General features: G+C 38.7%; 24 protein-coding genes and 2 tRNA genes. 14 read left to right on the forward strand and 12 right to left on the reverse strand.

All coding sequences use genetic code 11. The features are described from left to right. Nucleotides 1-199: 199 nt before the first annotated feature. Complete coding sequence (locus DC53_RS01060) at nucleotides 200-1,642, reverse strand: aminotransferase-like domain-containing protein (RefSeq protein WP_033032138.1); 1,443 nt, start codon at nucleotides 1,640-1,642, stop codon at nucleotides 200-202. A 101-nt stretch (nucleotides 1,643-1,743) separates the two neighbouring features. Between DC53_RS01060 and DC53_RS01055 the strand changes: the two genes are divergently transcribed. The 5 genes from DC53_RS01055 (at nucleotide 1,744) to DC53_RS01040 (ending at nucleotide 4,410) form a co-directional block, all read left to right on the forward strand. Further along, the gene (locus tag DC53_RS01055) at nucleotides 1,744-2,673 is read left to right on the forward strand and encodes a DMT family transporter (RefSeq protein WP_033032140.1); all 930 of its coding nucleotides are present in this window, start codon (nucleotides 1,744-1,746) and stop codon (nucleotides 2,671-2,673) included. A 530-nt stretch (nucleotides 2,674-3,203) separates the two neighbouring features. Continuing rightward, a complete protein-coding gene (locus DC53_RS22210) occupies nucleotides 3,204-3,344 on the forward strand; it encodes a hypothetical protein (RefSeq protein ID WP_007377900.1) in 141 nt (46 codons plus the stop codon). A gap of 218 nt (nucleotides 3,345-3,562) precedes the next feature. Continuing rightward, nucleotides 3,563-3,653: transfer RNA gene (locus DC53_RS01050), tRNA-Ser, on the forward strand. A 51-nt stretch (nucleotides 3,654-3,704) separates the two neighbouring features. Further along, nucleotides 3,705-3,797 (forward strand) — tRNA-Ser (locus DC53_RS01045). Between the two features lie 124 nt (nucleotides 3,798-3,921). After that, entirely contained in the window at nucleotides 3,922-4,410 is a 489-nt protein-coding gene (locus DC53_RS01040) for a DUF4124 domain-containing protein (protein WP_033032141.1), read from the forward strand. On the opposite strand, the gene DC53_RS01035 is transcribed toward DC53_RS01040, so the two are convergent. Next, a complete protein-coding gene (locus DC53_RS01035; RefSeq protein ID WP_007377902.1) occupies nucleotides 4,394-5,518 on the reverse strand; it encodes an aminotransferase class V-fold PLP-dependent enzyme in 1,125 nt (374 codons plus the stop codon). The two genes, DC53_RS01040 and DC53_RS01035, sit on opposite strands and share 17 nt — an antisense overlap. Nucleotide 5,519: 1 nt before the next feature. After that, nucleotides 5,520-6,689, reverse strand: a complete 1,170-nt coding sequence (locus DC53_RS01030) for a PrnB family protein (RefSeq protein WP_033032142.1) — start codon at nucleotides 6,687-6,689, stop codon at nucleotides 5,520-5,522. A 136-nt stretch (nucleotides 6,690-6,825) separates the two neighbouring features. On the opposite strand from DC53_RS01030, the gene DC53_RS01025 reads away from it, so the two are divergent. The 4 genes from DC53_RS01025 (at nucleotide 6,826) to DC53_RS01010 (ending at nucleotide 12,587) form a co-directional block, all read left to right on the forward strand. Next, nucleotides 6,826-7,281, forward strand: coding sequence for an Lrp/AsnC family transcriptional regulator (locus DC53_RS01025; RefSeq protein WP_007377904.1), 456 nt, complete (start codon nucleotides 6,826-6,828; stop codon nucleotides 7,279-7,281). A gap of 73 nt (nucleotides 7,282-7,354) precedes the next feature. Continuing rightward, on the forward strand, nucleotides 7,355-10,075 hold the full coding sequence (locus tag DC53_RS01020) for an ATP-binding protein (protein WP_033032143.1): 2,721 nt from the start codon (nucleotides 7,355-7,357) through the stop codon (nucleotides 10,073-10,075). Further along, nucleotides 10,065-11,441 carry an alpha/beta hydrolase gene (locus DC53_RS01015; protein WP_033032144.1) on the forward strand — a complete coding sequence of 459 codons (1,377 nt, stop codon included), beginning with the start codon at nucleotides 10,065-10,067 and terminating at the stop codon, nucleotides 11,439-11,441. The genes DC53_RS01020 and DC53_RS01015 overlap by 11 nt, the downstream gene beginning before the upstream one ends. A 6-nt stretch (nucleotides 11,442-11,447) precedes the next feature. Next, nucleotides 11,448-12,587, forward strand: coding sequence for a GNAT family N-acetyltransferase (locus DC53_RS01010; protein ID WP_033032145.1), 1,140 nt, complete (start codon nucleotides 11,448-11,450; stop codon nucleotides 12,585-12,587). On the opposite strand, the gene DC53_RS01005 is transcribed toward DC53_RS01010, so the two are convergent. Further along, the gene (locus tag DC53_RS01005) at nucleotides 12,564-13,154 is read right to left on the reverse strand and encodes a DUF938 domain-containing protein (protein ID WP_007377908.1); all 591 of its coding nucleotides are present in this window, start codon (nucleotides 13,152-13,154) and stop codon (nucleotides 12,564-12,566) included. The two genes, DC53_RS01010 and DC53_RS01005, sit on opposite strands and share 24 nt — an antisense overlap. Nucleotides 13,155-13,354: 200 nt before the next feature. On the opposite strand from DC53_RS01005, the gene DC53_RS01000 reads away from it, so the two are divergent. The 5 genes from DC53_RS01000 (at nucleotide 13,355) to DC53_RS00980 (ending at nucleotide 16,416) form a co-directional block, all read left to right on the forward strand. Then, on the forward strand, nucleotides 13,355-13,540 hold the full coding sequence (locus DC53_RS01000) for a hypothetical protein (RefSeq protein ID WP_007377909.1): 186 nt from the start codon (nucleotides 13,355-13,357) through the stop codon (nucleotides 13,538-13,540). Between the two features lie 101 nt (nucleotides 13,541-13,641). Next, nucleotides 13,642-14,007 (forward strand): hypothetical protein, encoded by a 366-nt coding sequence (locus tag DC53_RS00995; RefSeq protein ID WP_232224816.1) that lies wholly within the window; start codon nucleotides 13,642-13,644, stop codon nucleotides 14,005-14,007. An 11-nt stretch (nucleotides 14,008-14,018) separates the two neighbouring features. Continuing rightward, the gene (locus DC53_RS00990; protein ID WP_033032147.1) at nucleotides 14,019-15,395 is read left to right on the forward strand and encodes a class II fumarate hydratase; all 1,377 of its coding nucleotides are present in this window, start codon (nucleotides 14,019-14,021) and stop codon (nucleotides 15,393-15,395) included. A gap of 84 nt (nucleotides 15,396-15,479) precedes the next feature. Continuing rightward, the gene (locus DC53_RS00985; RefSeq protein ID WP_033032148.1) at nucleotides 15,480-16,001 is read left to right on the forward strand and encodes a hypothetical protein; all 522 of its coding nucleotides are present in this window, start codon (nucleotides 15,480-15,482) and stop codon (nucleotides 15,999-16,001) included. Between the two features lie 10 nt (nucleotides 16,002-16,011). Then, on the forward strand, nucleotides 16,012-16,416 hold the full coding sequence (locus DC53_RS00980; protein ID WP_007377913.1) for a hypothetical protein: 405 nt from the start codon (nucleotides 16,012-16,014) through the stop codon (nucleotides 16,414-16,416). Nucleotides 16,417-16,435: 19 nt separating this feature from the next. Here DC53_RS00980 and DC53_RS00975 read toward each other — a convergent pair whose 3' ends face one another. From DC53_RS00975 to DC53_RS00940, 8 genes are all read right to left on the reverse strand, one after another. Continuing rightward, the gene (locus DC53_RS00975) at nucleotides 16,436-16,621 is read right to left on the reverse strand and encodes a hypothetical protein (protein WP_007377914.1); all 186 of its coding nucleotides are present in this window, start codon (nucleotides 16,619-16,621) and stop codon (nucleotides 16,436-16,438) included. Between the two features lie 15 nt (nucleotides 16,622-16,636). After that, a complete protein-coding gene (locus DC53_RS00970; RefSeq protein WP_007377915.1) occupies nucleotides 16,637-16,957 on the reverse strand; it encodes a hypothetical protein in 321 nt (106 codons plus the stop codon). Then, on the reverse strand, nucleotides 16,954-17,592 hold the full coding sequence (locus tag DC53_RS00965; protein WP_033032150.1) for a DUF4178 domain-containing protein: 639 nt from the start codon (nucleotides 17,590-17,592) through the stop codon (nucleotides 16,954-16,956). Before DC53_RS00965 ends, DC53_RS00970 begins: the two co-directional genes overlap by 4 nt. Nucleotides 17,593-17,666: 74 nt before the next feature. After that, the gene (locus DC53_RS00960; RefSeq protein ID WP_007377917.1) at nucleotides 17,667-18,359 is read right to left on the reverse strand and encodes a PspA/IM30 family protein; all 693 of its coding nucleotides are present in this window, start codon (nucleotides 18,357-18,359) and stop codon (nucleotides 17,667-17,669) included. Between the two features lie 24 nt (nucleotides 18,360-18,383). Beyond that, entirely contained in the window at nucleotides 18,384-18,797 is a 414-nt protein-coding gene (locus tag DC53_RS00955; protein WP_004335098.1) for a YjfI family protein, read from the reverse strand. A gap of 79 nt (nucleotides 18,798-18,876) precedes the next feature. Beyond that, entirely contained in the window at nucleotides 18,877-20,598 is a 1,722-nt protein-coding gene (locus DC53_RS00950; RefSeq protein ID WP_033032156.1) for a polyamine aminopropyltransferase, read from the reverse strand. A 3-nt stretch (nucleotides 20,599-20,601) separates the two neighbouring features. After that, entirely contained in the window at nucleotides 20,602-21,501 is a 900-nt protein-coding gene (locus tag DC53_RS00945; RefSeq protein ID WP_033032158.1) for a DUF350 domain-containing protein, read from the reverse strand. A gap of 25 nt (nucleotides 21,502-21,526) precedes the next feature. Then, complete coding sequence (locus tag DC53_RS00940; protein WP_033032163.1) at nucleotides 21,527-22,459, reverse strand: hypothetical protein; 933 nt, start codon at nucleotides 22,457-22,459, stop codon at nucleotides 21,527-21,529. Nucleotides 22,460-22,901: the final 442 nt, after the last annotated feature.

Raw genomic sequence — 22,901 nt, forward strand, 5'->3', positions numbered from 1 at the left:
CTGCGTTACCCTAGTGGCTTACATCCATGTAAGAATAAGTAATACCAACCTGCATAAATCTTTGATCAATTTAACGAATTAAATTGCACTATAACTTCGTTAAAAATTTTTATTTAGAACAACTAGATACAAAACTTTTGCCTAGTTCTAGCGTAATTTTCTTAACGTTAAATAGACCCCATATATAAGCAGATTGGTATTACTTTTTAGCTAATAAAGTGAGCTTACCCAATGTAACTATTGCTTGCTCAATTTGCGCGCTCCATTGCACACCATAACTTAACCTGACGCAGCTTTTATATTTATTAGAGGCCGAAAAAACAAGCCCAGGGGTAATACTAATACCGACCTCAAGCGCAAGTAAAAACAATGTTTGGCTATCGTACTCGCCTCCTAAATCTAGCCACATTACGCAGCCTCCTTTTGGATTGCTTATACGTGTGTTTTTTGGCATTGCTTGTTGTAAGCACCATCGCATACGCTCTTTATTATCGCGCAAGCGCTGCCTAAGTACTTTTAAATTTCGGTCGTACTCGCCGCTGGCAATAAATTCAGATAACGTCCATTGGTTTATTAAAGAAGCAGAGCAACTTAGCGCTCTTTTATATCGCCTTGCTTGCGTTGCAAATTTGCCCGCAACTAACCAACCTACACGATAGCTCGGCGCTGCCGTTTTAGAAAAAGATGAGCAACTAATCACTAATCCTTTTTTAGAGTACGCTAAAGCAGGTGTGCCTCGTTTTGCCGTAAAATATAAATCGCCGTATACGTCATCTTCAATAAGCACTACGTCATGACTTTCAAGTAGCTCCACCAGCTGCTGTCTATTTGTATCAGGCATAAAGCTGCCCACAGGGTTGCTAATTGCTGTCGAGAATAAACACGCTTTTATGTCATGTTCATTTAAAGCGCGTTCCAAATCACTTAACCAAATACCATTATCTGGGCACAGTGGTATTTCGAGCGCTTTAAGCCCTAGGCTTTCTATTAACTCGATAATTCCGTGATAACAAGGCGTCTCAATAGCAACTACATCGCCAGGCTTTGTTACACATTTAAGCGCAATAGCCATGGCTTCTTGCGCACCATTGGTGATCACAAGCTCGTCCATATTTATGCCAATACCAAAATCTAAATAGCGATGCACCAATTGCTTTTTCAGCGGTACAAACCCATCTGTTGGCCCATAGTTAATAGCTTTACTGCCCGCAATTGTCATTACACGGCGCATGTTTCTGGCGAGTGCTTTATCGGTGGGTGCAGCAGCAATTGGATTAGCAATACCAAAAGGGACTACGTTAGCTTGATGAATCGCACTGTACACCTGCTCTATTAAGGCTTGTTTATTTACCACAACAGGCTCGCGACTTAATTTAACGCGCTTAGGCAAATTGCGCGCCATGCTTACGACTTTTAAAAAATATCCCGATTTTTCACGTGCTTCTACTAACCCCTGATCTTCAAGTACTTGATACGCTTGTTTTACGGTAGGGATACTTATGTTTAAATTATCTGCCATTTTGCGCAGTGATGGAAGTTTTTCGCCAGGCAGTAAAACCTGTTGGGCACTCATATCTCTGATCAACTGAATAACTTGTTGATATAAAAAATCGTGCCCTTGGCTATTTTTTTGTCTTATCATCACACACCAATCTGTATAGGTTATATTTTTACTTTTCTGTATATGGTAAGTATACAGATAGGTCTTAAAATAGCCATTCAATCGGGCTTTGGAGAGTAACCATGAAAAGTGCAGCGCTATACATTACAACAGTTTTAATTTGGGGTTCTACTTGGTTGGCCATCGAATTTCAACTGGGCGATATTGCGGTAGAGTTATCGTTATTTTATCGCTTTGCTATTGCAACGCTTTTAATGTGGTTATATGTCGCTTATAAAAAGCCGGATATGCGCTTTGCCTTAATCGATCATGTTTTTTTTGTTTTATTAGCAATCTGTAACTTTGGTTTAAACTACCTAATGTTATATTGGGCACAAAATTATCTGACATCCGCAATGACCTCAATTGCCTTTTCAATGCTGCTGGTCATGAACATAGTTAACACTCGATTATTTTTTGGTAAGCCAATCTCAAAACGAATTTATACAGGTGCTGTACTCGCTGTATTAGGTATTACATGTCTGTTTTGGCTACAGTTACAGCAGTTCGACTTGAGTAATGGTGCGTTGGTCGGGTTACTACTTGCCTTTGGTGGTACATTTGTGGCTTCATTAGGAAACATGGTAAGCGTTCGTAATTCTCGTAAGCAAATTGGTGTATTGCAAGGCAATGCATGGGGTATGTTATACAGCGCCATAGGTTTGGCTTTATATATATTAATGAACGATGTGCAATTTAGTTTAAACGCTCCACCAAGTTATTGGTTGTCACTATTTTATCTATCAATATTTGGCACCGTAATCGCTTTTGGTTGCTACTTTGCACTGCTAAGAAATATAGGCCCTGAAAAAGCCAGCTACGTTATTGTTTTATTCCCATTAGTGGCAGTAACACTGAGTAGCTTTTTTGAAGGCTTTGAATGGCATGCAAATACCTTTGCAGGATTTAGCCTAGTGCTATTAGGTAACGCCATTGTGCTTACCCCAACAAAACAAATTAATGCCTTTTTAGCAAATAGAGCAATGGCTAAAAGTGGCTCCGTCCCCAGTTAGACGCGTTATTTAACGCAACTAACGCAAAGCGCCTACAGTATGTAGGCGCTTTTTTATTACCAATATAGTGAAAAACAAATAAACTCATCATTGTAGTGCCATTGACTCGTTATAATAAACGCCATCATCAATGAACAATTTCAAATAATTTAAGCTGTTTTTTGATTATATATTTACCCACATTAGTAATTATCAATAACAGCAACTTTACTGATATAAAACATAGCCGCAAAGCATGAAGAAAAACACTTTAATCAAAATAATTTAATCTGAATAATTAGTCAAAAAAAACAAAGTAAAATGCATAAAAAACCTAAACAAGCACATAAGCCTTGCAATTATAGAGCAGTAGGTATTTTGTTTTTTAAATAACTATTCAAAACACTTATTTAAAAAGTAAAATTGAACGTATTTGAAAACTTTTCACATCAAAATAACTAATGCTTCACACTCAATTTTTATCGTTGTATTTTTAATCAGCTAACGTGCAAAATGCACTCGATTTCAACAGACAAACTCGGAGCAAGGTAATGAATCCAATTAATACATTAAACCAAACGGCATCTGCGCACATTGCAGTTAAACCAACTAACCGTAAAGCAAAAATGTTAGCTAGACTTAACACTATTGGTAAAAGGTTAGCACTTAGCGGCGCAGCTCAATATAAATAATCACCCAACCATGATTATTTTTGCGGTGCAGCAAACACTCAACCACTAAATGAAGCCTCTTCTTTAGCTCCCACAGTTTGCTGCAACCTATTTATTATTCAAAAACTGCCTTAATTTCCATTTATTTACAAAAAAAACCTCATTTACGTACAAATATTAGGCAAACAGTCATTTTGCTATTTACACAGCGGTATCACCTAAGTATTATTCTGCGTCACGGAGAGATGGCAGAGTGGTCGAATGCACCGGTCTTGAAAACCGGCATGGGTTTATAGCCCATCTAGGGTTCAAATCCCTATCTCTCCACCATATTTTAATTGGTGGCTTTTTTACTTCCATCAATACAACCGGTTATGCGTTGGAGAGGTGTCCGAGTGGCCGAAGGAGCTCCCCTGCTAAGGGAGTATAGAGTTTGTAGCTCTATCGAGGGTTCGAATCCCTCCCTCTCCACCATACTTAATTTAAACCACTTAATTGTGGTTTTTTTTGTGCCTAAAATTTATAAAAACTAAACAAATTGTGCCTTGTAATAACTTCGGGCATTATTAACACAACTTTAGCCACTTTAGGTTTAGCTATGATCCGATTCATATTGCTATCAGTTTGCGCGGCAGTTCCATTTTTTACCTTGGCACAAAGTACAACAGTGTATAAGTGTGTAATTAAGGGCGTTACTACCTTTAGCCAAACGCCTTGCGCTAAAGATGCACAAGTTATTACTCTTAAAGATATAAACGTAATTGAAGCATATAAAAGCTCTACGCCCGATAAAGGTATTAGCGACACCTCTGTGGATGACTACTTAGAGGTTCAACAAATAGAGCGTGAAATAAAGCGTCTTGAGCTATCTATTGCACAAAACCAAAAAGAATACGCAGCTAAAAAACAGCAGATAGATTACATGACTCAAGATAAAGCCAATCGTTTAGGCGCTTCGTCTATTGCTGATGCTATCGCAACTAAAACAAATTCGTTAAAGCAAGCTTACGACGCATCAATTAATCAAATGCAGCAAAAAATAGAGTCATTAAAACAAAGACAGCAGCAGCTTAGCCAAAACCCTTAAGTGCTCGTTTTACTATCGAAATAAACTGCTCAACGTCTTCTCGGGTATTATAAATATGTGGCGATACTCGTATCCCAAATTTACGAGCATCTACGCTGACTTTCGCTTTATTAAGCTCTGTAAGTAAATAGTCTTGCTGCTTGTTAAAAAATAAAATAACAGTCCCGCTGCATTTATCACTACCCATAGGTGATGCAACATATTCAGCTAGTTGCTCATGAATAAGCGTAAGCATAGCTAAATTATGATCCCTTACCTTGTGAGCAGTTAGCTCTGCAAAGTAATTAATGCTATTTGCAGCGATAATATAAGGCGCTACAGAAGGTGTTCCACCCCAAAACTTAAGCGCACTGCTGTTATATTTAAAATTATTAATATCGAACTCAAATGGATTTTGATGCGAAAACCACCCCACATCTTTAGGCTCACAGAACTTTATTTGGTTTTTGTTAACCCATAAATAAGCTGCACCTGGGCCACCACATAACCATTTAACGCTCGAGCCAATCATAAAGTCAGCATCGAGTATGCTTAAATCAAGCGGTATCACACCCGCTGACTGAGCAACATCAACTATTGATAAACTATTGGTTAATTTACTTATAGCTACAATATCGTATACCGGCGCCTGTACACCTGTATTTGAATACACATGACTTATAAAAACTAAATCGATGTCGGCGGTTATATAACGCTGCCAAACACTAATATCAGTTAGGTTTTCGTGCTCTGGTATAAACATAATTTGCGCACACTCTGGCAACGCTTTTTGCATTGCAAAACCCATGCTCGGAAAATCACTTTGCGCCATAAGCACTTTACAATTTTTTTGCTGTAATCGAGGGTGCGACATAAGCAACTTTGTTAAGCCACTTGATAAATTAACTTGAGGACAAAACTGCGAACTAGGCGCATTAAATAACTTACCAAGCGCGGTAGTAAATTGCTCAACTGCGGGCAGCCATTGTTGCCAAGGTTCTTTATTTGAGCTCTCCCACGGTAAAAAGTAGTGCTGTGCTAAATATTGCTGTGTATTTTTAAGAGGACGCCCTACCGAGTGGTTTAATAAATAACAGCCATCTGCCATACAAAAATCATTTTTAAGCATGCTATTTAACCCATTCTTTAAGTGTATTTAGATCGTCAAAACGTGTTTTTATATCGTCGCGTTTGGCACTGGCTCGCCTATCTCTTAATTTTTCGAGCGAATCAAGTAATACATGAAGCGGCGGACCACTTGCTGTTACCTTGCTCATATGCTGCTGTTGCATATTTTTTGAAGGCTGAGCAATAAATTTTTCAACCAATTGATTATGATGACCGACTGCGGTGTCGCCATGTAATTTACACACTTGAATAAATAACGTTGCGTGATTTTTAAACCAATCTGTATTTTTATATTGCTCTGCTTGTAAAAAGTCATCCATAAAGCTTTGCATACGCATGGCTTCTCGTAGGATTTGTTGATCCTCCGGCATCATATATAAAAACTTATCCACCAGCATTTGCGAGTAACTAGGTTCATTTGCGCTACAAAGCCCTAGTAACATATCAATCACGTTAATACCTGCAAAGTCACCAGCATTTGCACCTCTGTAAACCTCTTTACCTACACGGTACGGTTTATAATAAGGGCGAACGCAGTTAAAAAAGCGATCTGTATCGAGCTCAGAATAAAGTGCATTATTTGACTCAGTTACATCTATAAGCGCTTGTTTAGCTACTTTTAATAACTCACCACACAAGGGGTGTGAAATACCTAACGGCAATATTTTTAATAAAGCATCACTTGCACGTTTATAGGCCAAAATACCTTGAGTGTTGTAATCAATAAATAGCTTTTCATCAGGTAAATTAGTAAATCGTTTATAAATACCGTTAAGTGCTTTGTTATGAGTAGTTAAGTGGGCGGTAGCAAAACGAGGAGTTACGCCAATGGATGCGCCTATATGCATAGCAAGCGCTGAGGCTTCAATTAGCGAGGAAGTAGTTTCTCTGCTTGGCTCAGTAATTTCATGGCGCCTACACGCCGCCATAAATAATCCTACGTTACCGAGTAAGTCAAAAGCACTATCAAAGCCTTGATCTGTGTTTCCCTCGGCTAATAAATTGCTAATTAATGCGTTGCCTTCTTTTTCTAACTGTTGCTTTAAGGCCTCACCTATTCCTTCTACATTTGCTTTATCTGTTTGTTGCCAATAGAGCTGCTCAAGTTCACTATTTAAAGTGACAAATCCTGTTCGTATCCATTGATCGAAAATAGCGGTATGTGTGTTCATTGTTGTGCTCTATTATTTTTATAATTAAATGCTAACAGAGTTTAATGAGAGTAAAACGCCAAAAAAAATAGTAAAAACCATAATGTTTAGCAATAATCACTACAAATATAAAGATAATTAATGAAAGCCGATAACTATGTTAGATAAAAAAGATCAGCAATTACTCATCGCACTGCAAAGCCAAGCCCGCATGTCAGTTTCAGACTTGGCTAGCAGCATTAATTTGTCTGATACACCTTGCTTAAGGCGTATAAAAAAGCTCGAACAAGAAAACATTATTACCGGCTACCACGCAGCTATAAATCCTAAAGCACTTAACCTTAATGTGCTGGTGTATGCGTTTGTGAGGCTAAGCCAAAACTCGGTAAGTGCTGCTGAGCAATTTGAACACCATGTAGAAAAATTACCACATGTATTAGAGTGTTGTGTAATATCAGGAAGCTATGATTATCTATTAAAAATTATTGCACACGATCTTGAGAGCTATGAGAGATTTGTAAAACATCAATTAGGTGGTTTAAGTTGCATTGCTAATATAGAATCAACTGTCGTGTTAAAGCAGTCATTTAGCAAAAAGCAGTTACCATTATAAAAATTCCGCAAATAACTTACTGTTAGCTATACTGATATTTAAAAAATGAGAATAATAATCGCTTGGACCTTATGTGAAAAATTTTAACTCAAAATATCACTCTTTTATTTTTTACATAATTTTTGCCTTTGCATACTTCTTAGTCGGCATTGCACTCACTAAACTTGCTTTTAACTCACAAATAATTCCTATTTGGTTACCCGCCGGTATTGCTTTAGTGGGGTGTTATATATGGTGGTGGCGATTTATTCTGCCATTATTTATAGCTTCTATAGCTTTTAATCTTAATGTTTTTAATAACTCAGTCCATGAAATGGTACTCATTGGCAACTCATTTAATGAGGCGATGTACATCTCTTTTGGTGTTGTAATACAGGCAATGGTAGGTGCGGCGCTTTTAAAATTTTGGTTGGGCCATCCGTTACGCTTTAAAAAACGCAAAAATATCATTTATTTTATTGTTGTAGTAGCCATTTTAGTGAGCTTAATTTCGGCTAATTGTGGTGTATTTGCACTGAGTGAATTCAACCCTGTTTACAGTATTGATAATCACTGGAGAAATGTTACTTACTGGTGGCTTGGCGATACTTTAGGCGTTTTAATTGCCACTCCATTGTTACTGTCTCTGCTACCACAAAAGTCGAATCAATATAATATATCTGTATTACCGACTCTTGCAGTATGTTCAGTTTTATTTGTCTCGGTTGCCGTTACAACTCAATTGTATGACCGAGAAAATCGTATCAATACGATTAAAATTGCTGAGCGTGAAGTTCACGTTATAGAAAATAGCTTATATAGGTACACAAATCGCAGTATTATTGCCGTGCAAAGTTTAGCGAGCCAAGTCCAATCATCATCGAAATTAAATCAGCAAGACTTTTATTCTTATGCAAGCCAACTACTCAAACAACATTCATTTATTAAAGCTTTATCGTGGAATGTAAAAATAGACCAAAATCAGCGCAATGCTTTTACTGAAGAAATCTCAAATATTTATCATTTAGATATTGATATCGTAGGTAAACCACTTGAGGATAATGACCCTCTCGTTATTGTTAAATATATTGCACCTTTTAACGGTAATCAAAAAGCGATTGGATTTAATGTCTTTTCAAATTCAGATAGAAAAGCATCATTACTCAACCCTGCCATTAAATATTTACCTATTAGCACTAAAATAATCCAACTGGTGCAAACCAAAGAGCCAAGCCCAGCTTATTTACTATTTGCGCCTGTGTACTCTCAAAGTATGAGTGGAGAAAAAATTAAAGGCTATGCCACTGGTGTGTTTTTAGTGCGCAGTATGATTGAACAAGCTATTTCTGAGCAACAATCAGACATGTTCTCGATTGGTATTTATGAAGATATAAACGAGCCTCCATTTTATACTAATTACTCAAAGAACCTCGACCAAGCACAAGGTAGTCGCCCAATGTCATTCAATGTCGACTTTGGTGGGCAACAATGGGTTGTAAAACTATCACTAAAAGAAAAGTTTTTATCACAGCACAATAGCCAACTCACTTTATTATTACTTATACTCCAAGTGGCCGTATGCTCATTAATTTTGATGGTATTACTACTATTTAATCAGCAGCAAATTGCGCTGACTCGCCAAGTAGCTGAGCGCACTTACTCTCTAGTACAAGCTAAAAAGCAATCTGATTTAGCTAACCAAGCTAAAAGTCAGTTTTTAGCGAATATGAGTCATGAAATACGTACGCCGTTAAATGCTGTAATTGGCTTTTCGTCTCTGGCGCGTAAAGAAGATAACGCAAATACACTCATTGGCTATTTGGATAAAATAAACTCATCATCAAAAAGCTTGTTAAACCTAATAAACGATATTCTCGATATATCAAAAATAGAATCACAACGCTTAGTTCTTGAATATATCCCATTTGATTTAAATGCACTTGTACAGCGTATTAATACCATGTTTGAACAAAGCGCTATAAATAAAGGCCTTGATTGGAAAATTAACTGTAAATTACCAGCCGACACATGGTTTATTGGCGATTCTATGCGGATAGAGCAAATACTGCTTAACTTATGCAGTAATGCTATTAAATTTACAAAAAAAGGCAGCGTTACACTAAATATCGATACCGAGTTTGTATCTACCAATGAAGTAAAAATAACAATTAACGTTGTTGATACTGGTATAGGCATTAAATCAAACCAACATAACAAACTGTTTAATGCGTTTACTCAGGCCGATAGCTCTACTTCACGGCAGTTTGGAGGGACTGGCCTTGGTTTAACCATCGCTAGAGAGCTGAGCCAATTAATGAACACCCAAATAACGTTGCAAAGTGAATTAGAGCAGGGATCTACTTTCACATTTGAGATACAGCTAGAAACAACAGAGCCAGAAGAGCTCCCAACCATAACGACTGCAAATACCAATGCTGCATCTTTAAGTATTCTTGTTGCAGAGGATAATCCTGTAAATCAAATGGTCATTAAAGCAATGCTTGGGTCGCTAGGTATTGTGCCGCACATTGTTGAAAATGGTGAGCTGGCGGTCAACATTGTAAAAGAACAACATTTTGACTTAGTGCTTATGGATTGCCAAATGCCCATAATGGATGGCTATAGAGCCACGGCACTGATCAGGCAATTTAAAACAGACGAAGAGCTCCCTATCATTGCTTTAACCGCCGACGTTATGCCAGAGGATAAAGCACATGCACAAGCCGTTGGATTTAACCAGCATCTTGCAAAACCGCTTGAACTCAGTAAGCTAACCGAGTGTCTTGTCCAATATGCAGAAGTTAATGAACAATAGTGGTTTAATTTTAAACATATTTTTTGGTTTTATTTTAAGTGTTTTTTCGCATATTGTTGTCGCTCAAAATTGTATATCGCAGGCGAGCGACTTCAAATTTATAACAAAAAGTAAGCAACAAGGCTTATTACGCTTTGAAAATGAGCACAATCACCAGCGTTTTAATTACCACGCCCTTTTACCATTCAATCATTACTTAGATTATGCGTATAAACATATAAATAAAGCCAATCCCCGTGCAAATATGCCATGCCCCGTTATTACACAAACGTATCAGCAATTAGTGACACAAGGTACGCGAAAATCAGACCCTACTATTGTAGATATTATTGCCCCTTTTGAGCTTACGCATCCAAGCAGTAATAAAGTTGCACTATTAATCCACGGGTTAACTGACTCACCCTTTACGTATCACGATTTAGCACAAGTGTATTATCAGCAAGGCTATACCGTGCGTACTATATTATTACCAGGGCATGGAAGTGCCGCAAGTGCTTTACTCAATGTAGAGGTTAGCCAGTGGCAACAGGCAATAAAGTACGGAGTTGAGCGATCGATGCAAGACTTTGATGAGGTGATACTTGCAGGTTACTCTACCGGTGCAGCGTTACTTATTGATTACGCAACCAAACACACTGTTTCGCCTAAAATTAAAGCGCTTATGCTTTATTCGCCCGGCTCTGAGCCGCATAATAAGTACGGCTGGATAGCAAAGTGGATTGATGCCATACCCTTTGTTAATTGGATAGATAAAGACGCCGATGTAGACTTTGCTAAGTATGAATCATTTCCTTTAAATGCAGCTGCCGCTTCATACGATGCAATGTCACTTGCAAGCGTAAGTAGTTTAAACAAACGCCCTGCACTTAAATTGCCTATTTTTAGTGTACTTTCCGACATTGATACCACGATAGATACACGTGCCACGCTAAAATTATTAAGTGCGTTACACAAAGGTAATTCAGTAAAATATAAGCCGCTCGATACTTTAGTACTTTATGGAAGCACTGATATTTTACCGCCAGACTTTGCTAGTGACTACACAGTAAATAATCCGCAGTGCGCAACGCCTCAGTGTAAAAAAGTTCATGGTATGTCGCATATTGCTGTTGTTAACTCACCGCAAAATCCACATTATGGAATTAACGCAACCTATCGTAATTGTGGCAGCTTTATTAATGACGAGCCCCTGTACAAAACATGTAAAACAACAACAAATCCGCAACTAGGAGAGCGTACAAGCGCCAACTTAAAACACTATCCGGCTTTACAACGCTTAACTTATAATCCTCATTTTACCGAGCTTAAAATGCAAATTAGTACGTTTATTAAAAATGTAGAACAGCTTAGAACAACTACAAGGTAAGTAGTCATGGGAACGTTTTCGCACCAATGGTTTAGCAGTATTAATGAGATTGATCAGGCGCAGTGGCAACGTTTATTTGGTGATGAACCATTTACTCAACATGCTTTTTTATATGCCCTTGAACAAAGCCAATGCGTAACACAAAAAAGCGGTTGGCAGCCCCATCACCTCGCTATTTTTGAAGATGATACGCTCGTTGCACTTGCACCCGGGTATTTAAAAAGTCATTCATATGGCGAGTACGTATTTGACTGGGCATGGGCTGAGGCATACGAAAAACACGGTTTAGAATATTATCCCAAGTGGCTATCTGGCATTCCCTTTAGCCCTATTGAAGGCAAGCGTATTGCTATCGATCACGCTAACCCAAATGCGGTGTATCAGTACATTACAGAGCAACTTAGCATACACAGTGCTGAGCAAAAGTGGTCGGGGTGGCATGTTAATTTTTGCGACCAAGCCCAAGCGACTTCATTAACGGAGCAACATGCCATGTTAAGAGTGGGTGTGCAATTTCAGTGGTTTAATAAAGGTTTTGAAACCTTTGACGACTTTTTGCAAATACTTAGCTCACGAAAACGTAAGTCACTTAAAAAAGAGCGAGCTAAAATAGCGCAACAAAATATTGATATTGAATGGCTGCAAGGAACGCAAATTACGCCCGAGATAATGCAATTGTTTTGTGAGTTTTATCAGCGTACCTACTTAAAGCGTTCTGGTCATTTGGGCTATTTAAATATGGAGTTTTTTACGCTTTTACATGCCTTAATGGCTAATAATCTCGTTATTATGCTGGCCAAAAGAGACGATAACGTGATTGCTGCAACACTCAGTTTAGTAGGTGCAAATACGCTTTATGGGCGCTACTGGGGAGCAAGTGAGGAAGTAGATTCGCTTCACTTTGAGTTGTGTTATTACCAAGGTATTGAGTTTGCAATAAAACATAAACTCAACTGTTTTCATTCGGGTGCACAAGGTGAGCACAAAATAGCACGCGGATTTGAACCCGTACTTACCTACTCTGCTCACCATATTGTTGATGGCGATTTCAGTAATGCAATAAGCGACTACTTAAAGCGTGAACGCGGCCATATTGATATATATAAAGAGCAATGTAGCTCATTACTGCCGTTTAAAAACGAGTAACTGATTATTTGCAGGCATGGCAGTATCGCTAATAAGCGTAAGCCCTGCTTGCTTAGCTAGTTGTTCAACTGCTTCAAAATCTCTTATTCCACTTAACGGATCGCGCTCTGTTAAAAAGGCACTAAAGTCATCATTACTCGGGCTGGTAAATTCATCTTGGTATTTGAATGGCCCATAAATACACAACATACCGTCGCTATTCAAGTGACGTTTAACACCGTCAAAAAAACGTTCAACTAATTGCCAACTTACAATATGAAATGTGTTTGCCGTATAAATAGCGTCAACCTTATCTATTGGCCACTCATTATTTAAATCAAGCTCAAGTGGTGCATGTAAATTAGTTAAATTAGCTTCGTGGTGCCATAAATTAATCCCTTCGTGGTTTATAGCGCGATCACTTGTATGCCATTGTAAATGTGGTAATTGTTCTGCAAAAAACACACTATGCTGGCCGGTTCCTGAGCCTATTTCAAGCAATACTTTCGTTTTATTAAGTACCTGAGTAAGCACTTTTAAAATAGGCTTTTTGTTATTTTCGCAAGCTTGTGAGAAAGGTTTAGCCATTACTTTGCACCAAATGAGAAGCATATTGCACAACAATATCGCAAATTGCTAATTTTGGGTAACTAAAATTGTATCGAGTATTTATAAAGACTATTAAATTCATAACACTACAACTAATTTAAGGCAGTGGTATGTATTATGCTTTAGTTATATTAACCCTTACTTGGGTTAATTTATGATTTAATTAATAGGAAAATATTATGCATACTCCCTCTTATACAGCTGTAGATGCAGCTGTTGCTATAATTGAAAAAACCACCGACGATCATAGTTATGCCGTTGATATGAGAGCTACAGTAATCGATTTACTTTCGCATCCTAAACATAATCAAAAGGCGATAACAAAACATGAAACAGATCAGATATTTATTCTTGGCTACAATTAAAACTCAAATTAATATCGCAAATAATTTTAATAATAACTGTTTACACTGAAACCGATTAAATGTAATGATAACTATTATCGTTACCTTGAGTCGGTTTTTTTATGTCTTCAAATCATGCACAGCATCGTTACCATCAAGAACTCTCTTGCCATTGCTTAAGACCCGGCCTGCATGCACCCATGCTCGTTGCCAATTACATAGAAACCGCCCTAAACGTCGCCAAAAACTTTGAACAACAGCGAAATCCTTTGCTTCAAGAGTTTTATCTTAGGCGCACACACCATGAAATTATGAACAAAATGTGCGACCCTCTTATCCATAATGCTATTCGTAAGCAATGTTTAGAGCAGTTATACAAACCATTATTAGCATTGAAACGGTTTTATAAAGTGCATAACAATACTGCACAATTTTTAATACTGGAGCGTGAAGCTCGTATTCTTAGCCACGAATTCAACCCTTTTTAAGGAGCACACTTATGAGCAACTTTAGAACAGAATCAGACAGCATGGGCGAGCTACAAGTACCTACTGATGCGCTCTATCAGGCGCAAACACAACGAGCAGTTAATAACTTTGCGATTAGTGGCCTTTCTATGCCAAAGCAATTTATCACTGCACTGGCTTATATAAAGCAAGCCGCTGCACAAAGTAACTGCGAGCTTGGCCATTTAAGTAAAGACAAAGCAAATGCTATTGAGCAAGCTTGTCAAAGTATTATTGATGGCGAACACATTGAGCATTTCCCCGTTGATATTTTTCAAACAGGTTCGGGCACAAGCTCAAATATGAATGCCAACGAAGTTATTGCAACACTTGCTAGCCGATTAGGCAATGAAAGCATTCACCCTAATGATGATGTAAACATGGGGCAAAGCTCTAACGATGTAGTTCCTACCGCTATCGCACTCAGTAGTGCAATAAATGTAGTGTATGAATTACTTCCTTCGCTTGAAAACTTATCGCAAAGCCTAGAAAATAAAAAAGCTGAGGTAGGCCATATAGTTAAAACGGGCCGTACGCATTTAATGGATGCAATGCCTGTTACATTTAATCAAACACTAAGTGCATGGCAGTCACAAGTTAATCATGCTGCAGCAGGAATTAGACATAGCTTAGAGCGTGTATGCGAACTTGCACAAGGTGGTACAGCGGTTGGAACAGGAATAAATGCAGACCCTAAATTTGCAGCAAAATTTACAGAAAACCTAAGTGCCAATGTAGGCATTAGATTTACGCCTAGCAGTAACTTTTTTTATAACATAGGTTCACAAGACGCCATAGTTGCGCTTTCGGGGCAATTAAAAGTACTCGCTGTAGCACAAATGAAAATAGCAAACGACTTACGCTGGATGAACTCAGGACCACTAGCGGGCCTTGGTGAAATAGAGCTTGAAGCATTGCAACCAGGCTCGTCTATTATGCCTGGCAAGGTAAACCCAGTAATACCAGAAGCCGCTGCAATGGTAAGTGCACAAGTAATAGGTAACGATGCCACCATTACAGTGGCAGGCCAAGCGGGTAATTTTGAGCTGAACGTTATGCTGCCAGTCATTGCTTATAATATTTTACAAAGTATAGAATTACTTGCCAATAGCGCGCAAGCATTGGGCGATAAAGCCATTGCCAGCTTTAAGGTAAATCAGCCTAATATAGATAAAGCGCTCGCTAAAAACCCAATTTTGGTAACTGCGCTTAATCCGGTGATCGGTTATGAAAAAGCAGCAAAAATAGCAAAGCAGGCTTATAAAGAAGCCCGCCCTATTATTGATGTAGCCGAACAAGAAACCGATTTACCACGCAGTGAACTCGAAAAGCTACTTAATCCCACCAAACTAACGCAGGGCGGACTTTAATTACTTGATTATATAGTTTTTATTGCCGTAAAAAATGCACAGTGTATGATAGTGATGAATATTTCATCACTATCAAGGTTTATTATGCGTACCCCATTGTTAGCCATACTTTTACCTCTTTGTTTAACTGCATGCTTAGATAAAACACCAGCTGAAACAGAGCAAGTAACAGTCACCTCTGAAACTGAAACATCAAAGCCAGTACTTCAAAAATTACAAGAGAATACTAAAACACAAAACAAATCAGTTGCTGAAAAAATCCCGAAAGCCGATTTAAAAGAAGTTTCAATAGAAGATATCAGAGCAGCTAAAACCGAGTTAAATACACTTATTGCAGACACGCAATGTGATACAAGCACGCAATGCAGGGTAAATGCAGTGGGTAGCCGCGCATGTGGTGGACCGAGTAGTTTTATTGTGTATTCAACAAAATCAGCGTCTGAAGAGCAAGTAACAGCCTTAAGTGATAAAGTTACTAAGCTTGAAAGTAACTATAATGCACAAAAAGGGATGATGAGTATTTGTCAGCATTTAACAACGCCAAGCACGCAGTGTGTTGAAAATAAATGTGTTAAACTTGAAGGCTCAGCGGTAAGTGCATTTTAAGGATAACGTTATGAGTTGTTTATCATCGGCAATTAAACTATCAATTTTAAGCGTTGCTAGCAGCATTTTATTACTAAGTGGTTGTGCTAGCACTATAACGTCAAGCAACGAACAAAGTAAAAACTTGTCTGACTTAAACTATGAGCTGAATGACATGGTGAGTGATAATAGCTGCACCGCTAGCTTTCAGTGCAAAGTGCTTGAAGTTGGCGCCCGCGCATGCGGTGGACCGAGTAAATATGTTGTTTACTCAACACTTAACACCCCGCAAGAAAAAGCTGAAAATATTGCGCAACTCATAACAAAGCAAGAAAAAATAAAAAATGCAGCACAAGGCTTAACCGATTGCTCCCCTGTACTTGAAGTACAATCGCTGTGTATTAATCAGCAATGTCAGTCGTTTGATATAAAGTAAATCAAACTTAATTTCAGCGTTAACTTAAATACGGAATTAACGCTGAAATTACTACCACCAGTATCACGCAAATACCTGCTTTTATAATGTACTTCATGGGCATTGTTTTAAGCACCCAATACGCATAAATAAAACGTACAAAATAACTCGCCGCTGTACCAAACAACGCAAAAATAATTAAGTAAGCAATTAAAATAATATTCATAATAATCTAGTGTAACTACTTAGTTTTTTTAGTGTGAGCAATTAGTAAGTCAGCTACTTGTTGTTTTACGGCTCGCTTATCATCACTTGAGACATCAAAGCGACTGGCTAGTTGCGCAATTTCATCATCATTTAAATTAAACGATAAACGTTGACGCGTTTTTTTAGATTTTACGTCTAAGCCAAGTATTTTACGGATCATATCTGACGGCGTTAACTCTTGGTCTATAGCTTGCTTTTTTATCAGCTTTTGAACTTCACTGCTTAGATCAAATGCCATTTGCGTGGCACGTACAGCTTGTTCCTGACGTAACCACTTGTCTTTAGCATCACTCACTTAGCATCTCCGGGAAACAAGTCTACAATGTCTGACATTGGACGCATGAGCGTTAGCGATACTTCGGTTTCGCCGCCATCCCAAATTTCGATATTTAAACCAAAGCCTTCATTATCTGACGCTAAGCAAATCATTTCACATGGCTCGCCACCTTCTTGCTCATAACGAGGTAATGCTTGGTTGCGGTAATCTTTATTATGGAAATAACACACATAAGGCGACTCGCTTTGTTGATAGCTTTTAGCTAAAAACTGCATAAAGCGCTCTGGTGTATTTTGCACTGTAATGTGGGTTAACGACTCTTCATCAAAAATACGCGCAAACTCATCAAGGCCAAATATCTCCTCAACTTCGTTTCGCTGAATTTTAATAGAAAAGTTAGCCCACTCCTCGCCGTCATCTTGCTCAATTTGTAAAAATACAACTTGGCCGCTGTTTGTCTCAAGTACAAATTCAGTATCGCTACTGTGCTGATATTGGTAAGTCTGAATACCAGTAACACGTAGCGTTTCACCTTTTAGCCATGCCGGATAAGCAAAGGAGTCGATAACGCTAAACATGTCGCCTTTTTTAAGCTCGCTCGGATGATTAAGCTGACGCTCTGGCTCTTTTTTAGATTTGAAAAAATTAAACATAGAAAGGCTGCCTTCTAAGCAAAAAAGGTAACTGAGCAAAACTCGGTTACCTTTTTAAAGTATAAACGTAATGGTTAGCTATTTTGCTTCGCTTTGATGCGAGCTAAAATATCAGCGCTTTTTGGACTTGTGTCGCCAATACCTGCTTCAGCCATTTTTGCTTTTAAGTCATCGCCATTTACGTCAGACTCAAGTTGCTTTGCAGCACCTAGCTGGTCGCTACGATCTTGTTGACGCTGTTTAATGCGTTCAAGCGATTGACGAGCCGATGTCATAGACGAGCTGTTTGTATTAAGCGTGCTGTTAACAGCCATTGTTGCTTGCTGTACGCTTTCAGTGGTTTTAACCATTGTAAGCTGGCGCTGATTCTCTTTAATCGATTTTTCAGCATCTTTAACTTGCTGCTTAAGCGTAACAATGTGATTGCTAAAGCCAGATAATACTTGCTCGTTTTCAGCTTTTTCAGCTTCAAAGTCACCAATTTTTTCTGCAATTTCTAATGCTAACGCTTCGTTGCCCTTTTCAAGAGCTTGGCCTGCATACGCTTCATGTTCAGCGATTGATGCATCTACAGCGCTAATTTTACGCTTAGTTTGCATTTCTTTAGCCATTACTTCAGTAAGGCTTTTTTTAGCACGGTGAAGTGCATTTTGCGCGTCTGCAATTTCTTGCTCAAAAATACGGATACCATTTTTGTCTACAATTGCTTCGCCTGCTTCACGAGCGCCGCCACGTACTGCTGTAAATAATTTTTTTAAAATACTCATAATCTTAACTCCACTAACTGGCTATTAATCGTTTAAATACAAGGTCACGGCTTCTAGTGCATCAATAGCGTTATCGGCTAATGTCACTAGTTCGTGGGTAACGTCATCTAATGATGAATTTACCGACAGTGCACCAAAAATCGCGTATTTGTTATCGATTTTAGCAAATGCACTCAGTGGAATTGGCACGTTTAAACGTAGTAATGTTTCGTTCAACTCGTTGCGTAATTCACTCTTAACTTCATCTTCGTCAAACAAGTAGCTAATACATAATAACTGCTCTTGCGTTTGTGTAACAAAAATTGGAAGTTCATCATTTCCATCAACAATGACTTGTAAAACATCTTGCTCGCCTGGGTTGGCAATCAAGAAAGACTCAAAGTTAGCACCTTCAGTTTCAAAAGAAGCTAATTTTATTGAAAGTTCATTTAATTCCATGTCTCTGCCTTTTGTCGTTTGACATATTATGTCTGAGTTAAGATTCTCACGGCTGACATATTATGTCAACCATGTTTTTTTAATTTTTATACAATTCGCTTTCTATTTGCCATGCAGTTCGGTAGTAATCATACAGCTGACCAGATCCTAACCTATTGACCTCAATATTTTTAACTTGTTCAAAGTATTGATTGGGAAATACAAAGCTTGCCAATAAATACTCTTTACTAATCCACCTTGATGGCACAGGCATAGCCGTCGCATCATTAATACGGCCACTGGCCGACTGCCCCATTTTAGTGGCTATAGTCCAGCCCCACTGCCCAAACGAAGGTATGTTTTGCTGATACTGCTCAACATACTCAAACCCAGCCGCTTTGACTGTTTTAGCAATGCTTAAAAACGCTTTTTTAGCATGATAAGGTGAAGTTGATTGAACCGCCATTGCGCCATCGGGTGCTAATAACTGACGTACATGATTATAAAAATAGTCACTGTACATTTTATTTAGATCAGGGTGATTTGGGTCCGGTAAATCAATTAAGATGGTGTCGAACTGCTTAGATTGATCAAGCAGCTTTTCAACTTCTAAAAATGCATCACCCACAATTATGTTGGCTCGCGAGTCTTGCATCGATTTATTGTTTAGCTGTAGTAATCGCTTATTGATGTGCTCTGGCGGCGTAAAGTCACCGTCTTTATGACCAAATAAATTGAGAAGCTGCGCATCTAAATCTATTAGCGTTACTTCACTTACAGGCCACTTTAAAACATCTCTAAGTGCAAGCCCGTCACCACCACCAATTATTAATACACGGTCGTGTCTGTTAGAGGCAAGCATTGCAGGGTAAACCAGCATTGAATGATATATTTGCTCATCAATACTTGAGAACTGTAAACGCCCATTTAAATATAAATCGGTGATTGGCTGAGGTTGGTTTTTGCTTAATCTTTCGGTTAAAACTACGTGTTGGTATTTAGTTGCTTGCGAATAAATTACCTTATCTTTGTATAAAATATTACTTAGATTGTTCATCCAGCTACTGCCAAATACTAAAATAAAGCCAAACAATGCCAACAGTACTATATGGCAAACTAAAAGTGCCTTAGCAAAGCGCACATAAGTGTGATAGCGCCATAAAAACGCGAGTCCTGCAATGATATTAAATAACGCCGTCCACGCCGCAGCTTGCATTATAGGCATTGAGAGCATGATGCTTACCCAAATGGCGGCACCAATACCAGCACCAATATAATCGGCACCATAAATAGTCCCTGCGTTGTTTTCTAAAAAACGGCCATAAACGTGCTGACGAATACGCGCTATAAGCGGTATTTCCATACCAATAAATAAGCCCAGTATTAAACCAAAAACATAAGGTAGAAAACGTGACCACTCTTGTAGCTTTTGAAATACGTAACCATTAAGTACAACATCAGGGGGTAAATTAAAAATGCTCGAAAATAAATGAGGAAGAGAGTAACTTACAGCTATTACACCCGCTATCGCTAAAATGCAGCCCATGCCAACCAAAGCAATAATGCTTTCTAGCCAAGCAAAAGCGGTAAATGCATCTTTAAACCAGCGCGCTAAAAAAGCGCCTAAGCCCATTGCTACAATCATAGTACCAATCATGGCGTAAATAGCGCTTTCTACTGAGCCAAGTACACGGCCCGCATAATGAGACAGTAAGTATTCATAAATAAGGCCGCATCCAGCAAGCACGGCCATAACAGTAATTAGTAATATATCGTGCCCAAGTAAGCGAGACTTACTTGGGGGAGTGTTGGTTGATGACACTGATTATGCGCCTAGTAAGGTTGCCATAGTGATACCTACAGCAAATGATACTGCTGCAGAAATAGTAGCTACACCTACATTTTTTTGACGATTAACTTCATCGGAAATATCGCAACCAGATAAAATTATTTTAATTGTCACTAAGTGCAAAATAATAAATGCGACAAGGCTCACTACAGCGCTAATAGCCCAGTATAGTAAACTCGCATTAATGTTATCAGCAGCGTATGGCGCAACACCCGTTGCAGCTGTAATAGCTAATGCACTACCTATTAAAAATCCAGCGTAACGAATACCCACAGCTAAGTTACCATCAACAATTGCTTGTTGTAGGCAGTCGCCACTTTTGTTTGTACGCTTAAATAACTGAACTCGGTATTGGCTAACAAGTAGTAATACAACACTACCTATAATAAAGGCAGCAATTACAATTGGAAGACCATGCCAGCCATCAGTAGCCACCCATAAAAGTGCTGAGCGAATAACTATTGCAACGCTAACAACATGACCAAAATCAATTATTGAAGCTGTAACGTTACCTTTAACTATTTCGTTGTGCAGGCTTACTTTACGAAGCGCTACTTTATCTTGGAAAAAGTGGCCCAACTTAATAAGTACAATAGCTAATGCGCCGTAAGCTAACATTTGCAGTGCTTCTTGTTGCAGTGTTGCAGCAAAAGCACCACTACTTACACCTGTTAATACAATCGCCAGTGCCACTAAACCAGCGGCAAAGCTAATACCAAAAGCAAAGTTATCACGCTCTGTTATTTCATCATTTGCGTGTAAGTTTGAAACCCAGCCTTTTATATATTTAAGGCTTACAAATAATAAAACAATAATTGCAAAATCAATCGCCAACGCTTGTAGCGACCACATAGTTATTCCATTAAATTCATACATATTATTCTAACTCCAACTTATTCTTTTACTTACCACGGCTCACGCCACGAGAGGTTCTGCTACCGCTATCACGCACCGTTCCTGAGCTATTGCTATAACTGCTAGAACGAGAATAACTACTGCGGCTTTTTGGTGGCGTATAACTACTACGACTTAAACCGGATGCACCTGTTTTTTTACTCGCATAAGGGCTTGTAAACTGCTTACCTTGGCGTTGGTATGTTTGGCGCGTGCGTGTTTCTAGCGCGCTTTGGGTTTTAATTTGTTTAGGGCTTGAATAACGCGAACGGCCATAGTCATTGTAATAACTATACTTTCGGCGCTTACTCCAGCTTCCATATTCAACACGATCAAATACATCACCTAAAATACGGTACATCCCGTACCATTGCCAAAAGCTAATACCGTTACTATTTGATTGCCAGTTACCATAGTTAGGGTTACCTACCATTTGGTTACCAACACCCTCACCTTCAGCTTGCTTACTAATTGCGCCTACACGCGCTAAAGTGCCTTTGGACATATCAGCTAGCATATTAATAGGATCGGTTAGCGCATCAGAAAATAGCGTAGGTTTAGACGCATTACGCAACAAATCAATGCTATGCAACGTATCTTCGTAAGGAGGAATTAAGTAAGTTCCTTTAATATCTTTAAGTCGCTGTGTTAAACCACTATAAAGTGCACCTTGGCGCGTTGCATCAAGGGTAATTACATCAACAACTTTTGTAAGCTCTGGTTGTTGTTTTTTAAGAAGCTCGCCATATTCTTTAAGTAATATAGCATTGCGCACACTCCCATTATCGAGTGCAGTACCAAGCTGAGACAGCTCCGTATCAGCCTTTTTAATAGACTCTTGAATTGTTTGTTGCAGCTGCTCTTCTTTAGATTGACAACCCATAAGCACTGCGAACAAACAAAACAGGCTTATAAGTTTCCAAGCTTTAATATTCGACATTCATGTCACCTGATTTACTAAATTAACGCAGCTAGTTTTACACAGGTCACTTATTAAACCAAGAATGAAATTGCAACAAAGTGAGAAGAAGTAGCTAGCTTTTAAATCCGACTGTGATTTAGTGAAGATATTGAGTTGTATCGCCAAGGTTAGAATTGAAGTAGAAGCTTTATAAGGGTACTTTCAGTGCTTTTACGTTGGGAGTCGCGCTCGCCCGACCTACGAGATGGATGTTGCTGTGAGTGGATGTTAATTACGCGTATTTTACTTTTCTGCAGACGTAAAAAAGCCCGAATCGTTAGATTCGGGCTTTCTACAATGTGAAGTCGGTGCGCTACGCAGTAGAATGTCGTGCTGCCCACAGCGGTGGAGAGTCACATAACAAATGCTACACTATCTTTGTGTCAGGGCGGCCTTCAGTGGGGCTCGCCTTCGAGCTGTT

Origin of the sequence: Pseudoalteromonas fuliginea (genome assembly GCF_000690055.1) — a bacterium.
Classification (GTDB): domain Bacteria; phylum Pseudomonadota; class Gammaproteobacteria; order Enterobacterales; family Alteromonadaceae; genus Pseudoalteromonas; species Pseudoalteromonas fuliginea.